Source organism: Lentzea sp. NPDC042327 (assembly GCF_040647275.1).
Classification (GTDB): domain Bacteria; phylum Actinomycetota; class Actinomycetes; order Mycobacteriales; family Pseudonocardiaceae; genus Lentzea.
In genome coordinates this window covers 780,396-794,165 of record NZ_JBEZBX010000002.1, presented here as the reverse complement: position 1 = coordinate 794,165, position 13,770 = coordinate 780,396, and the positions used below count along the sequence as shown (strand labels likewise).

Below are 13,770 nucleotides of genomic sequence, written 5' to 3'. Positions count from 1 at the left end.
GCGCTCACAGCAGGCCGTAGCTCCTCGCGTATGCGATGAAACCCGAGCCCGTACAGGGCAGCCTCATGTTGCTGTCCCGCAGCATGTCGATGAGGTTGCCCGCGCCGGCCTCGGGAAGTTTGCCGTCCCGGCACAGCTGGGCGAGCAGCCAGATGGTGCCGTGCACTTCCAGTCCCCGTGCGCGCGCCACCTTCGTGGCTTGCCGGTCGTCGGTGAGAGCGACACCGTCGAGGACCTCGCTCGCCGCGAACACGCTCGCCTCGCCGTGGTCGCGGTCCGACGTGCCGATCGCCCTCGACCACTTGACGAAGAGCTGGATCTCGGAGAGTTCGTCCAGTGCCTTGACGTGCAACCACGGCAGGTCCAGAGCGTTGCGCAGCAGCGGGTGCTGCCCGACGCCGCGGGAGATCTCCTCCTTCACGACCGCGGTGGTCCAGCACTCCCTGTTGCCGAGCAGCTCTCCGAGCACGTCGAGCCGTTCGATCAAAGCGAAGTGCGACAAGCACATGGTGTCCAGGACCAGCGGCTTGTCGGCCGTCACGGTGCGACTTCGTCGTCAGGCGCGACAGGCAGGTCGCTCTCGACGAGCTGGCCGTGCATGAGCTCGACCGCGCGGGACGACGTCACCAGGTCGCGCTTCCACGCTGCCATCACCGCCTTCGCGTAGCTGCGCGGCACTCGGACGGAGTCGAGGTCGGGTTGCGGCGCCCATCCGACGGCGTCCATCAGCTCCGCCTTGGTCGGCGTGCGGTGCTTCCACCTCCGAGCCTCTGCGGCGTCGAACGAGTCGACCAGCTGGGCCTGGCGCGTTGCCAGCGACCAGGACGTCCGGTACCGAGCCGCCAACTCGACGAGGCCTTGGCGGCCGTTCGCCTTCGCCACCACCTCGGACGGGAGCAGCAGTTCCGCCGCGAACGCGTCGACCACCGCTTCCCGTTCCCGCAGTGACGCGTGCACGCCGATGTCGTTCGAATAGGGATCTCCGAGCACCATGTGCCCGAGCTCGTGCGCGGCGGTGGCGCGTCGCCGGCCCGGATCACCCGACCTGCTGACCACGGCGACCGCCAGCTCGTCGTCCACCAGCACCGATGCACCATCGCCCGGCAGGTCGGTGACGAGCACGAACTGCCCCGCTTGCTCGCACAGGTCCATCAGGGTCGGGATCGGCTCGAGGACGAGGCCCGCGCGTTCCCTGAGCCGCAGCGCCGCCCGCCTCGCGTCCTCTTCGGTGGCGACGGCTCCCTGGAAGCGGTAGGGGTTCCTGGGCGGGAGCGTTCCGAGCCCGATGAGCTGCTGGACGTCGCGTACCCACGATTCCAGGCGCGCTTCCAGCCGGTGAGCCTGCCGGCCCGCGTCGGTGGCGGTGTCCTCGCTCAGCTCGGCACGCCTGGACAGCACCGCCGGCGCGCTGTGGAGGAAGTGGTCCAGTGGCACCTGCAACGCGGCAGCCAGCCTGGTCAGCTCCAGCGCGTCGACCTTGCGCGTTCCCGCTTCGATCTTCGCGATCATGGTGCGGTCGAGCGACAACGCCGCGCCCAGCTCGGCCTGGGAGAGACCGGCGCCGATTCGAGCGTCACGGACACGCTCGCCCACCTGGCTCCACTCCCGGATTTCAGCCATGGTGCGATTTTCGCACACACTGTCGCGCGTGTCACAGTCGATCACCCAGGTGACCAGGAGTGGGTCACTGAGGGCGGACGAACGGGAACAGCACGGTCTGCCGGATCGACGTCCCGGTCAGCATCATCAGCAACCGGTCCACGCCCATCCCGAGCCCGCCCGTGGGTGGCATGCCGTGCTCCAGCGCCCGCAGGAAGTCCTCGTCCAGCTCCATCGCCTCGACGTCGCCGGACGCGGCCTTCAGCGACTGCGCCTCCAGCCGGCGCCGCTGTTCGAGCGGGTCGGTGAGCTCCGAGTAGGCGGTGCCGATCTCCGCGCCGAACGCGACGAGGTCCCACCGTTCGGCCAGGCGGGGGTCGTCGCGGTGGCGGCGGGTCAGCGGGGACACCGAGGTCGGGAAGTCGATGTAGAACGTCGGTCCGACCGTGGTCGCCTCGACGAACGAGTCGTACGCCTCCTGCACGAGCTGGCCGTGGTCCCAGTCCTCGTTGACCTCGACGCCGCGTGCGGCGAGCAGCGAGCGGAGTTCCGGGACCGGTGTCGAGGGCGTCACCGAAGTGCCCAGCGCCGACGAAACCGCCGTGTAGACCGGGATGACCGGCCACTCCCCCGAGAGGTCGAAGTCGCCGTCTGGGCGTGAGGCGATCTCCGCGCCGAACGCCTCCCGTGCCGCGTGCTGGATCAACGCGCGCACGAGGTCCAGCATCACGCGGTAGTCCGCATAGGCCTGGTAGGCCTCCAGCATCGTGAACTCGGGGTTGTGCGTGGCGTCGGCACCTTCGTTGCGGAAGTTGCGGTTCAGCTCGAACACCCGGTCCACGCCCGCCACGCACAGCCGCTTCAGGTACAGCTCGGGGGCGATCCGCAGGTACATCCGCATGTCGTAGGCGTTGATGTGGGTGACGAACGGCCGGGCGTTCGCTCCGCCGTGCACCGCCTGCAGCATCGGCGTTTCGACCTCCAGGTACGAGCGCGCGTGCAGGAACTCCCGCACGCTGCGGATCACGTCGCTGCGCAGCTTCAGCAGGGCCGCCGAGTCGGGGTTCACCACCAGGTCGAGGTAGCGCTGCCGCACCCGCGCCTCCGGGTCGGCGAGGCCCTTGCGCTTGTCCGGCAACGGGTGCAGGCACTTCGCGGTCAGCGTCCACGAGGTGGCGCGCACGGAGATCTCGCCCTTGTCGGTCTTCATCACGGTGCCGGTCACGCCGACGTGGTCGCCCAGGTCGACGTCCGACTTCCACGACCGCAGGGCGTCGCCGAGCGACTCGGTCTCCAGCATCAGCTGGATCTCACCGCTGAAGTCGCGCAGCCGTGCGAAGCACAGGCCGCCCATCTCCCGCAGTGCGACCACGCGGCCGGTGACGGAGACCTCCTCGCCGAACCGCTCCCGTGCGCCCGCGAGGAGGTCCGACCGCGTGAAGCCGACCGGGTACGGGTCGACGCCGGCGGCGACCAGGCGTTCGACCTTCGCGATGCGGACCCTGACCTGTTCGGGGCGGCGCACGGTCTTCGGTTCGACCTTCAGCGCGTCGATCTCAGCCACGCGGGCGGCGAAGTCGGAGCTCACGCCGGTCTTCTGCAGCGCGCGCCTGCGCAGCGACCGCAGCGACGGCACGAACCCCTCGGCCACGCCGGCGGCGATGCTGACCCGCGGCAGCGCCCTGGACCGCTGGTAGCAGAGGAACCGCGGCTCCCACTCCGGCAGGTACTTGGCGTTCGACCGGTACAGCGACTCCAGCTGGAAGAACCGGGACGCCAGCGACAGCACCCGCCGCCACGCCCGCAGCACCGGGCCGGCGCCGATCTTCTCGCCCTCCTCGAACACCGCGCGGAACATCGCGAAGTTCAGCGAGATCCGCTGCACGCCGAGGTGTCCGGCGGCCGCGGCGAGCTGGGCGACCATGTACTCGTTCAGGCCGTTCTCGGCTCCCCGGTCGCGGCGCATCAGGTCGAGCGACACGCCCCGGCGGCCCCACGGCACGAACGACAGCAGCCCGCGCAGCGCACCCGAGGCGTCGTAGGCCTCGACCATCACGCACCGGCCGTCGCTCGGATCTCCCAGGCGCCCCAGCGCCATCGAGAAACCGCGCTCGGTCTCCGCTCCGCGCCACGCCTGCGCCAGGTCCAGGATGGACGACATCTCGTCCGGTGTGATCTCGCTGTGCCGGCGCACCCGCGTGGTGTACCCGGCGCGTTCCACGCGGGACACGGCCTGGCGCAGCCCGCGGCGTTCCGGGCCGGCGAGGTTGAACTCGCGCACGTCGAGGACCGCCTCGTCACCGATCTCCAGCGCCTTGAGGCCCGCGTCGGTGTAGACCTGCGCGCCGCGTTCGGAGGCGCCCAGGACACCGGCGGTCCAGCCGTAGGTGCGCGCCTCCGCGAGCCACGCGAGCACGGCCTCCGGCCACGCCTCCTCGTCACCGACCGGGTCCGCGCTGGCCAGCGTCACGCCGCCGATCACCCGGTAGGTCAGCGCGGCGCGCCCCGAGGCCGCGAACACGACGCTCTTGTCGCGCCGGGTCGCGAAGTAGCCGAGCGAGTCGGGTTCGCCGTCGGAGGCGAGCAGGCGGCGCACGTCCAGCTCCTGCTCGGACGTGATCATGCTCTGGGTGCGGACGCCGCGGAAGAACACGTACAGGGCGCGGCTCGCGACCAGCGTGCCGCCCAGTCCCAGCACGACGCTCAGCCACTGCGGTCCCTCGGGGATGTCGAGCCGGCCCAGCCGGACGACCTCACCGGTGGCCTGGTTCGCCGCCCACGCGAGCTTGTCGGCGTGCTCCACCAGCTTGCCGGGGAACAGCTCGGTGAGGCCCCAGCCGGCCAGCACCAGGGCGATCATGCCCAGCACGAACGACGCCAGCGCCTGCCGCCACGCACCACGCGCCAGCCGGGCCGGGAACGCCGCCCGCACCGCCCACAGCGCCGCCACGAACAGCACCGAGGTCGCGAGCCCGACGCCGAGGAACGCCCAGTAGCTCGACTCGTCGTCGCCGTCCAGCACTTCTTCAGGTGCGACGGCCAGGATGACCATGGTGAACGCGACCGCGAGCAGGCCCAGCGCCTGGAACAGCAGCAGGGCCCACAGGGCGGCCCGCTTGCGCCTGCGCAGCGCCGCGCCCAGCACGAAGAACACGAGCGCGATGAAGAGGTTGCCGTCGATGGGCAGGCCCGTGAAGTACCCGACGCCGTCGGCGAGGTCGGTGAACCAGCTGTCCTCCGGCAGGACCACCCGCAGCAGCGACATCACCCCGGCCAGCTGCACGATCGTCGCGATCCAGCCAGCGACCTTCCACTGCCACGCCGGTCCCACATCATCTCCCGAGGTCAGCCGATGACGGCCATGATCCCCTCTTCGGCGGGCCGGGTGCACGTGGCGGTCTCCGGGCGTGTTGACCGGCCGGTCGTGGTGCTGAGCTCGGGGCTGGGCGGGGCGTGGTTCGACTGGGACCGGACCGTGCGGATGCTCGAACCGCTGGCGCGGGTGGTGGTGTTCGACCGGCCCGGTCTGGGCATGTCCGGTCCGGCGCGGCGCGGGCCGTCGCTGGCGCGGGAGGTGGCGGTGCTGGACGCGGTGCTGCGCGGTGTCCCGCAGGCGGTGCTGGTGGGGCACTCGATGGCATCGATGCACGTCGAGGCCTATGCGCGGCTGCGGCCGCACCGGGTGCTGGGGGTCGTGCTGCTCGACCCGGACACGGAGATGCCGGGCGCCGGGGCGCCGTTCGACGTGTCGGCGGTGGTGGCGCAGGTGTTGCGCGCGTTCGGCAGCCGCTGGCTGGGAGCCCGCCTCACGCGCAGGTACGGGCACTCCTTCCGCAACTGGCTGACCGCGCTGTCCACGCTGGGCGCGACCGACCCGGCGCCGCGGGACCTGGTCGAGCTGGTCTACCGGCGGGCCGATGTGGGACGCGCCACACTGGCCGAGCTGGCGTCCTACCCCGGTCAGGTGGCGACGCTGGAACGGCTGCGGACCCGCTGCGCGTTCCCGGAGGTGCCGTTCCTCGTGCTCACGGCCGGTCGGAAGATATGGCCGGAACACCGGTCGCTGGCCTCCCTCGTGCCGTGGGGGCGCAACGTGCCGGTGCCCGGCAGTCGGCACATGGTTCAGATGGACCGGCCGGACGCCGTGGTCATGGCGATCCGGACCGTGCTCAGGGCTCTGCCCGGCCGCTGAGCAGGCAGAACTCGTTGCCCTCCGGGTCGGCGAGGGTGTACCAGCTGACGTCCTCGCCCTGGCCGATGTCGACGCGCGTGGCGCCGAGCTCCAGCAGGCGCGCCAGCTCCTCGTCCTGCTCCCGGTCGGTGGCCCGGACGTCGATGTGCAGGCGCAGCTTCTGCAGCTTGCGGTCCGGGTTCTTCAGGAACAGCAGGGTGGTGCGGCGGTCCGGTGGGGCGATCTCGACGAGGACGTCCTCGCGGTCGACCACCTCGTAGCCGAGGACCTCGCACCAGAAGGCCGCGAGTCGTTCCGGATCGGTGCAGTCGAGCACCAGTTCTGTGATTCGGGCTGCCACCCGTGTGACGGTAGCCGCATCTGCAACCGGTTTCCGGTCGGCGGTGCCACCCTGGGGATCGGCAACCGTGCACCAAGCGCCCGGGGACTCGCTGCGGCGGGCCTCGAGGAAAGGAACGGTCGACGATGACCAATGCCGAAGTTTCCGCGCCCTACGGCTCCGGAGCCGCTCCCCAGAAGGCTCCCGCGAAGCGCGTGCGGGTCCACCACCTGCGTGAAATGAAGGACCGCGGCGAGCCGTGGCCCATGCTCACCGCGTACGACACGTTCACCGCCCAGATCTTCGACGAGGCGGGCATCCCCGTTCTGCTGGTCGGCGACTCCGCGTCGAACACGGTCTTCGGCAACGACACCTCGCTGCCGGTCACGGTGGACGAGCTGATCCCGCTGGTGCGGGCGGTGACGCGGTCGGTCAAGCGCTCCCTCGTGGTCGCCGACCTGCCGTTCGGCTCCTACCAGGTGTCGGTGGAGCAGGCCGTGGCCACCGCGGTGCGGTTCATGAAGGAAGGCCAGGCGCACGCGGTCAAGCTGGAGGGTGGCGCCTACTTCGCGCCGCACATCCGCGCGATCACCGCCGCGGGCATCCCGGTCATGGCGCACATCGGTTTCACCCCGCAGTCCGAGCACCAGCTCGGCGGGTACCGGGTGCAGGGCCGCCACGAGAACCACGACGTGGTGCTGCACGACGCCGCCGCCGTCCAGGAGGCCGGCGCGTTCGCGGTCGTGCTGGAGATGGTGACCGCCGAGGTCGCGAAGCAGATCACGCACGACCTGGTCATCCCGACCGTGGGCATCGGTGCCGGTCCGGACACCGACGCCCAGGTGCTCGTCTGGCAGGACATGATGGGCCTGAACCGCGGGAAGGCGCCCCGGTTCGTGAAGCGCTACGCCGACATCGGCAACGTCATGCTGGGCGCGGCGACCGAGTTCGCGAACGAGGTGCGCGGGCACCAGTTCCCCGGCCCCGAGCACACCTTCCACTGAGCGGAAGTCACGCGGGAGTCCTACGTTCCCTTTTGAGGCACGCGGGAGTCCCGCGTTTCCCTCTGGGGAACGCGGGGCCCCCGCGTGACAGCAAGCCGAGCAGGGTCAGCGGGTCCAGACCGACGGGTCTGGGCCCGCCGGCACGATGCCGGTCGGGTTGATCTCGTGGTGCGTCACGTAGTAGTGGCGCTTGATGTGGTCCCAGTCGACCGTGTCCCCGAACTGCGCGTAGAGGCGCTTCGCGTACGCCCACAGGTTCGGCATCTCGGTCAGCTTGGTCCGGTTGCACTTGAAGTGGCCGTGGTAGACGGCGTCGAACCGCACGAGCGTGGTCCACAGGCGGATGTCGGCCTCGGTGAGCTGGCCGCCCACCAGGTACTCGTGCGTGGCCAGGTGGTCCTCGATGCGGTCCAGCTCGGCGAACAAGGCGGTGTACGCCTCCTCGTAGGCCTCCTGTGACGTGGCGAAACCGGCCTTGTAGACGCCGTTGTTGACGTTGTGGAAGATCGGCTCGATCCAGGAGTCGATCTCCTCGCGCAGGTGCTCGGGGTAGAGGGTGCTCTCCGGGTTCCACTTGAGGCTGAAGTCGAGGGTGAGCTGCGGGTAGTCGTTGGTGACGACCTCGCCGGTGGTCGTGTCGACCAGCGCGGGAACGGTCACGCGGCCCTCGTAGCCGGGGTCGGCCTTCTCGTAGGCCTGGCTGAGGAAGTCGTAGCCGAGCACCGGGTCCGTGCCCTGGAAGCGCCAGCCGCGGTCGTCGCGGATCGGGTCGACGACGGCGAGCGAGATCGCGTCCTCCAGGCCCAGCAGCTTGCGCACGACGACCGCGCGGTGCGCCCACGGGCACGCGAGGCTGACGACGAGCCGGTAGCGGCCGGGCTCGGGTTCCGGCCGCGCGGTGAAGCGGTTCGGCTGCCGCACGAACGCTCCCGTGGTGGACGTCTCCTTCGTGAACTGCGCCATGTCCTCGACGATAGGCCCATGTACCCGGAGATCGAGCCCCACGCGTCAGGCCTGTTGAACACCGGCGACGGCAACCAGGTGTACTGGGAGGAGTGCGGCAACCCCTCCGGCAAGCCCGTCGTCTTCCTGCACGGCGGTCCCGGCGGCGGCTGCTCCCCCGCGCACCGCCGGCTGTTCGACCCCGAGGTGTACCGGATCGTGTTGTTCGACCAGCGCGGCTGCGGGCGTTCGCTGCCGCACGCGTCGGTGTCCGGTGACCTCTCGCTGAACACGACCTGGCACCTCGTCGCCGACGTGGAGCTGCTGCGGGAGTCGCTGCGGGTCGAGCGGTGGCAGGTGTTCGGCGGGTCCTGGGGGTCGACGCTGGCGCTGGCGTACGCGCAGAAGCACCCGGACCGCGTCACGGAACTGGTGCTGCGCGGCATCTTCACGCTGCGCCAGTCCGAAGTGGACTGGTACTACCGCGGTGGCGCGGCGAACGTCTTCCCCGACCTGTGGGAGAAGTTCATGGCGCCGTTGGAGGGCATGTCCGGCGACCCCGTGCAGCTGTACGCGGAGCTGCTGGCCGACCCGGACCCGGCGGTGCACGGCCCGGCGGCGGTCGCGTGGAGCACGTGGGAGGGCGCGACGGTGACGTTGCTGCCCAGGCCCGAACTGGTGGCGCAGTTCGCGGAACCGGCGTACGCGCTGGCGTTCGCCCGGATCGAGAACCACTACTTCGTGCACGACGGCTGGTTCGAGGAGGGTCAGCTGATCCGCGACGCCGACCGGCTGGCGGGCATCCCGGGCGTGATCGTGCAGGGCCGCTACGACATGGCGACGCCCGCGGTGTCGGCGTGGGACCTGCACAAGGCGTGGCCCGGTTCGGAGCTCGTGCTGGTGCCGGACGCCGGGCACGCCTACGACGAACCCGGTGTCCTGGCGGCGCTGCTGGCGGCGACCGACCGGTTCCGCGACTAGCCCCCGAGGTGGCCCAGCGCCCGTTCGAGGCTCGCCCTGGCCTCCACGAGGGAGGGCCCGTACCACGTGAGGTGACGGCCGTTGACGAGCACGTACGGCAGGCCGGGGAAGCTCTCCGGCCCGTCGGAGTGGGTGAACGCGTACGGCTCGTCGGGCAGCACCACCAGGTCGGGCCGCTGCTCGTTCAGCTCGTCCAGGCTCGGCCGCGGATAGCGTTCCTCGTGGGAGGCGTAGACGTTCTCGACGCCGAGCCTGCGCAGCACGTCGGTGGCGAACGTGTCGCGGCCGACGACCACCCACGGCCGGCGCCACACAGGGATGAGCGCGGTGAGGCGTTGCGGTGCGGTGTCCCGCCACAGGTCCTCGGCGTCGACGAGCCAGTCGGGTTCGAGGTCCCAGGCGGTGGCGAAGAGCCGCCGCAGCGACGCCAGCGCCATCGGCACGGTCCGCGGTGCCTCGGTCACCCACACCGGGATGCCGTCGGCGCGCAACCGGTCGACGTCCTCGGCGCGGTTCTCCTCGGAGTTCGCGATCACGAGGTCGGGCCGCAGCCGCAGAACCTCCTCCACGTCCGGGTACTTCGAGCCGCCGACCCGCTCGACGTCCAGGCCGGCCGGGTGCGTGCAGTAGTCCGTCGCACCGGCCAGTGCTCCCGGAACGCTGACCGCGACGGCCTCGGTGATGGACGGCACCAGGCTGACCACGCGCCGGGGCCGGTCGACCGGAACCGGCTCACCGAGGTCGTCGACGGGCAGCATCAGACTCCCGTGATCTTCAGACCGGCGTGCGCCTTGTACCGGCGGTTGACCGCGATGAGGTTCGCCGTGAACGCCTCGACCTGGTGAGCGTTGCGCAGCCGCCCGCCGTAGACGCCGCGGAAGCCCGGCACCAGCTCGGCCAGCTCGCGCACGGTGTCCGTGGCCTCGCGGTCGTCGCCCAGCACCAGCACGTCCATGTCCACTTCGGACACCGTCAGGTCCGCCAGCAGCACCGCCGACACGTGGTGGAACGCGGCCGTGACCCGCGACTCCGGCAGCAGCAGCTCCGCCTGCTGCGCCGCGCTGCCCTCGGTCACCGGCAACGCGAACGGGCCCTGCTTGTCGAACCCGAGCGGGTTCACGCAGTCGATGACGATTTTCCCGGCCAACTGGTCCCGCAACGACGCCAGCAGGTCGCCGTGCCCGTCCCACGGCACCGCGACGAGCACGACGTCGGAGTCGGCCGCGCAGTCGGCGTTGTCCGCGCCCCTGACGTCACCACCGGCGACGCCGACGATCTCCTCGGCGGCGAGCCCGGCCCGTTCGGCACTGCGGGAGCCGATGATCACCTTGAGCCCGGCCCTGGCCCAGCGGATGGCGAGGCCCTTGCCCTGGGCACCGGTGCCACCGAGCACGCCGACGGTGAGGTCACGAATCTCTGTCACCCGTGCATCTTCACACGGTCCGGTGGGGGCGTGCGGCCCAACGTGACCTTGCGCTCGACACGCGCAACTACGCCGCGAACGCCGATAGCCCGCGCACGCGGGGATCGCACGAAAGGTCCCCGCGTGCGCCAGGAGGGCACGAAAGGGCCCCGCGTGGCATCAGGAGGGCACGAAAGGGGCCCGCGTGGCGTCAGAGCTGGGCGGTGAAGTGGACGCGGCGGGAAGGCGGGTCGGCTTCCGCGAGGCGCACGCGGATGCGTTCGCCCTCGGGGAGGTGGGGGCCGGCGCACTTGGCGAGGACCGGCGGCGAGGCGATGAACACCTCCGCCTCGTCGTCCCCCGCCCGCAGCACGACGGCCTCGAACTCCTGCCCGACCCGTCCGCTCAGCACCCACGCCTCGACCTGGTCCAGCGTCGCCCGCTCCACCTTCGACGCGAGCGAGTCCGACGCCCCCATCAGCGACGGCAGCACCGGCAGCGCCTCCGCCAGCCACGCGGGCACCGGCTTCCCCGCCGACACCGCCAGGCACACCTCGGTGGCGAACCGGTCGACGAGCCGGCGCAGCGGTGCGGTCACGTGCGTGTACGGCGCCGCGACCCCCGCGTGCGTCACGAGCTCGGGCACCGTGCCGTCGAACGCCGAGTAGCCCGCACCCCGCAGCAGGCGCGTGGCGTCCGTGAACAGCGCCAGCGCCTCCGGTGCCGAGGCGTCCAGGTCGGCCAGGAACGCACCCGGCGACACCCCGGCGGCCCACGGCACGCCCAGCGCCGCCGCCGACTTCCGCAGCGACGCCACGGCCTCGGCGTCCGGGTCCGGCAGGGTCCGCAGGACACCGACGCGGGCCTCGATCATCATCTTCGCCGCCGCCATGCCGGTCATCAGCGAGATCTCGGCGTTCCAGGAGTCCACGGCGGCCCGCGGGCGGGTCACCAGCTTCCAGCCGGCGCCGTCGGGTTCGACCTCCTGCTCGGGCAGCTGCAGCTCGATGGCGCCGCGGGAACGGGCCAGTGCCCGCCGCAGCGGGCCGAACTCCGCCAGCGCCGCCACCGACGGGTGCGGGGTGCCGGCGTCGAAGGTCCGCTGGACGGAGGCGTAGTCGAACTGCGCGGTCGAACGGACGAGAGCGCGCCGGACCTCGACCGCGGCGACCTCGCCGTCGGCCGAGCACGTGAACGTCCACACCACCGCCGGCCGCACCACGCCGGGCAGCAGTGACGCGGCGCCCTCGGACAGCACGGTCGGGTGCAGCGGCACGTTGCCGTCGGGCAGGTACACCGTCTGGCCGCGGCGCCGGACCTCCTCGTCCAGCGCGCCGCCCGGCGTCACGAACAGGCCCAGGTCGGCGATCGCGTAGTGCACCACGAAACCGGAGGACGTGCGGTCCAGGCACAGCGCCTGGTCCAGGTCCTTCGCGCCGGGCGGGTCGATCGTCACGAACGGGATCGACGTGAGGTCGAGGCGGTCGCCCACCGGGCGGGCGACCACCTCCTGCGCCTCGGCCAGTGCCGCGGCCGGGAACACCGGCCGCAGCCCGAACTCGGTGCGGATGCCGTCGAAGGACAGGTCAGCACGACCCGTGCGGATCACCAGGGAGGCCACCCGCACAGCCTAAGGACCGGCGATCAGTCCTCGTCGTCGCCGCGCCACTTCTTGTCCGCCTCGTCCGCGGAACGCGTGCGTTCGCGGGCGATCTCCAGGGCGCGTGCGGCCGTGGCCTCGTCCGGGTACGGGCCCATCCGGTCAGCGCCCCGGCAGCCCTTGCCCTGCTCGACGGTCTGGTGGGTCAGGCAGTAGAACCACCCGCTGGTGTCACTCATGCGCGTTCGCCTCCCATGGGCGCCGGGAATCCCCGCGGCGGCGTGGACTGGTTGGCGTTGGCGTACTCCGACGGGATCGGATCCAAACACGAGACCAGGACCGTGCGGTGCTCGGCGTTGTCGATCAAGCGGTCGGACCGGTCACGGTAGACCAGCGAACCGTCCGAGTCGATCTCCACCACGGCACCGACCTCCGCGAGCTGTTCCTCGTCGAGATCGGTGAGCTTCTCGTAGCGCGAGGGCACCACGCGGTAGATCGGCCACTTCAGGTGGCCGTAGGTGCGGTGGAACTCCGCGAGCAGGTGGACCATGTGCTGCTGCCACGGCAACGGCATGGCCTCGGCCAGCGCGCGCGGGACCACCACGTAGTCGGACGAGACACCGGGAGCGCCGGCGGCCGTGTAGTCGCGCACGGGTGCGCTCGACGCGGGTGGTCCGGCGGGCCTCGGGATGGGGTTGTGGTTGAACATGCAGCGCCTCCCCGCGATCTACACGCCCGGCCGGACGGCCATCGGCATCAACTCGTGGTAGTTCCAGTTGATCTTGCTGATCTTCACGACGTCACCCGTCTGCGGTGCGTGGATGTACTCGTCGCCGCCGAGGTACATGGCCACGTGGTGCACCGAACGCGGGTCGGCCGTGTTGTAGGCCCAGAAGATCAGGTCGCCCGGCTGTGCGTCGCGCACCGGCAGGTGGGCGCCGCCCTTCTCGTACTGGTCGTTCGCCACCCGCGGGATCTTCACCCCCGCCCCCGCGAACGCCTTGACCAGGATGCCGGAGCAGTCCCAGGCGTCCGGGCCGTTGCCGCCCCACAGGTACGGCTCGCCGAGCTGCTGCTTGGTGAACTCGATGGCGACACCCGCCGCGTTCGAGGCGACCAGGAACTCGCCGGCGCCCGCGCCGCAGCCGGCCGGGTCGGAGATCTGGCCGAGCTCGCTCAGCAGGAACGCCGCCATGGACTCCCAGTTGTGGTACCTGTCCGGGAACGCCGAGCGCTCCACCGCCTGCGCCGAGTCGCCGGGCCTGCGGTTCTCCCAGTCCGGCACCTTCAGCAGCACGTCGTAGAACTTGTTGATCGCGTAGACCGGGTCGACCACCTGGGCCTCGGTGCCCCAGCCCATCGACGGGCGCATCTGGAAGATGCCGAGCGAGTCGCGGTCGCCGTAGTTCAGCGGGCGCAGACCCGACTCGGTCATGCCGGCCTGGATCGCGATCTGCCACGCCAGCGGCGGCAGCTCCCGCTGCTGGCCGATGGAGATGATCTGGGCGACGATGTTGCGCTGCTCGTCGTTGAGGCGCGACGCGTCGTGGCGGCCCTTGTCGCCGCCGCCCGCGTCCCACGGCCCGATCGAGGCGTTGCAGCTCATCCGCAGCACGCCGGCTCCGCCGGCCGCACCGCTCTGGTTGTTGACCACTTGCGTGACACCGGACGTCGCGACCACCGTCACGATGGCCACGACGACCGCACCGATGATCAACATGAGGCGCATGG

General features: G+C 71.1%; 14 protein-coding genes. 3 read left to right on the top strand and 11 right to left on the bottom strand.

Annotated elements, in window-relative coordinates; all coding sequences use genetic code 11:
• Window positions 1-4: 4 nt before the first annotated feature.
• The 3 genes from AB0A63_RS07725 to lysX all read right to left on the bottom strand — a co-directional run bounded on the left by AB0A63_RS07725 (window position 5) and on the right by lysX (window position 4,930).
• Complete coding sequence (locus AB0A63_RS07725) at window positions 5-541, bottom strand: hypothetical protein (protein ID WP_360386567.1); 537 nt, start codon at window positions 539-541, stop codon at window positions 5-7.
• On the bottom strand, window positions 538-1,620 hold the full coding sequence (locus AB0A63_RS07720; protein WP_360386565.1) for an ImmA/IrrE family metallo-endopeptidase: 1,083 nt from the start codon (window positions 1,618-1,620) through the stop codon (window positions 538-540). Before AB0A63_RS07720 ends, AB0A63_RS07725 begins: the two co-directional genes overlap by 4 nt.
• 64 nt (window positions 1,621-1,684) lie before the next feature.
• On the bottom strand, window positions 1,685-4,930 hold the full coding sequence (gene lysX, locus AB0A63_RS07715; RefSeq protein ID WP_360386563.1) for a bifunctional lysylphosphatidylglycerol synthetase/lysine--tRNA ligase LysX: 3,246 nt from the start codon (window positions 4,928-4,930) through the stop codon (window positions 1,685-1,687).
• 21 nt (window positions 4,931-4,951) lie between these two features.
• Here lysX and AB0A63_RS07710 point away from each other — a divergent pair, with 21 nt between their 5' ends.
• Window positions 4,952-5,791: an alpha/beta hydrolase gene (locus tag AB0A63_RS07710; protein WP_360386560.1), complete on the top strand. Its 840-nt coding sequence runs from the start codon at window positions 4,952-4,954 to the stop codon at window positions 5,789-5,791.
• Here AB0A63_RS07710 and AB0A63_RS07705 read toward each other — a convergent pair.
• Window positions 5,769-6,131 carry a VOC family protein gene (locus AB0A63_RS07705; RefSeq protein WP_360386557.1) on the bottom strand — a complete coding sequence of 121 codons (363 nt, stop codon included), beginning with the start codon at window positions 6,129-6,131 and terminating at the stop codon, window positions 5,769-5,771. The genes AB0A63_RS07710 and AB0A63_RS07705 overlap by 23 nt on opposite strands.
• Window positions 6,132-6,256: 125 nt before the next feature.
• Between AB0A63_RS07705 and panB the strand changes: the two genes are divergently transcribed.
• Entirely contained in the window at window positions 6,257-7,114 is an 858-nt protein-coding gene (panB, locus tag AB0A63_RS07700; protein WP_360386555.1) for a 3-methyl-2-oxobutanoate hydroxymethyltransferase, read from the top strand.
• 105 nt (window positions 7,115-7,219) lie between these two features.
• Here panB and AB0A63_RS07695 read toward each other — a convergent pair whose 3' ends face one another.
• Window positions 7,220-8,077, bottom strand: coding sequence for a glutathione S-transferase C-terminal domain-containing protein (locus tag AB0A63_RS07695; protein ID WP_360386553.1), 858 nt, complete (start codon window positions 8,075-8,077; stop codon window positions 7,220-7,222).
• Between the two features lie 18 nt (window positions 8,078-8,095).
• Between AB0A63_RS07695 and pip the strand changes: the two genes are divergently transcribed.
• Entirely contained in the window at window positions 8,096-9,037 is a 942-nt protein-coding gene (gene pip, locus AB0A63_RS07690) for a prolyl aminopeptidase (protein WP_360386550.1), read from the top strand.
• Here the strand turns inward: pip and AB0A63_RS07685 are convergent.
• The 6 genes from AB0A63_RS07685 to AB0A63_RS07660 all read right to left on the bottom strand — a co-directional run bounded on the left by AB0A63_RS07685 (window position 9,034) and on the right by AB0A63_RS07660 (window position 13,768).
• Entirely contained in the window at window positions 9,034-9,795 is a 762-nt protein-coding gene (locus tag AB0A63_RS07685) for a helical backbone metal receptor (RefSeq protein WP_360386547.1), read from the bottom strand. The two genes, pip and AB0A63_RS07685, sit on opposite strands and share 4 nt — an antisense overlap.
• On the bottom strand, window positions 9,795-10,460 hold the full coding sequence (npdG, locus tag AB0A63_RS07680; RefSeq protein WP_360386545.1) for an NADPH-dependent F420 reductase: 666 nt from the start codon (window positions 10,458-10,460) through the stop codon (window positions 9,795-9,797). Before npdG ends, AB0A63_RS07685 begins: the two co-directional genes overlap by 1 nt.
• A gap of 190 nt (window positions 10,461-10,650) precedes the next feature.
• Entirely contained in the window at window positions 10,651-12,024 is a 1,374-nt protein-coding gene (locus AB0A63_RS07675; RefSeq protein WP_360386697.1) for an RNB domain-containing ribonuclease, read from the bottom strand.
• 59 nt (window positions 12,025-12,083) lie between these two features.
• Window positions 12,084-12,278, bottom strand: a complete 195-nt coding sequence (locus tag AB0A63_RS07670; RefSeq protein WP_360386543.1) for a hypothetical protein — start codon at window positions 12,276-12,278, stop codon at window positions 12,084-12,086.
• Window positions 12,275-12,748 (bottom strand): hypothetical protein, encoded by a 474-nt coding sequence (locus tag AB0A63_RS07665; RefSeq protein ID WP_360386540.1) that lies wholly within the window; start codon window positions 12,746-12,748, stop codon window positions 12,275-12,277. Before AB0A63_RS07665 ends, AB0A63_RS07670 begins: the two co-directional genes overlap by 4 nt.
• Before the next feature lie 18 nt (window positions 12,749-12,766).
• The gene (locus tag AB0A63_RS07660) at window positions 12,767-13,768 is read right to left on the bottom strand and encodes a C40 family peptidase (RefSeq protein ID WP_360386537.1); all 1,002 of its coding nucleotides are present in this window, start codon (window positions 13,766-13,768) and stop codon (window positions 12,767-12,769) included.
• Between the last annotated feature and the right edge of the window lie 2 nt (window positions 13,769-13,770).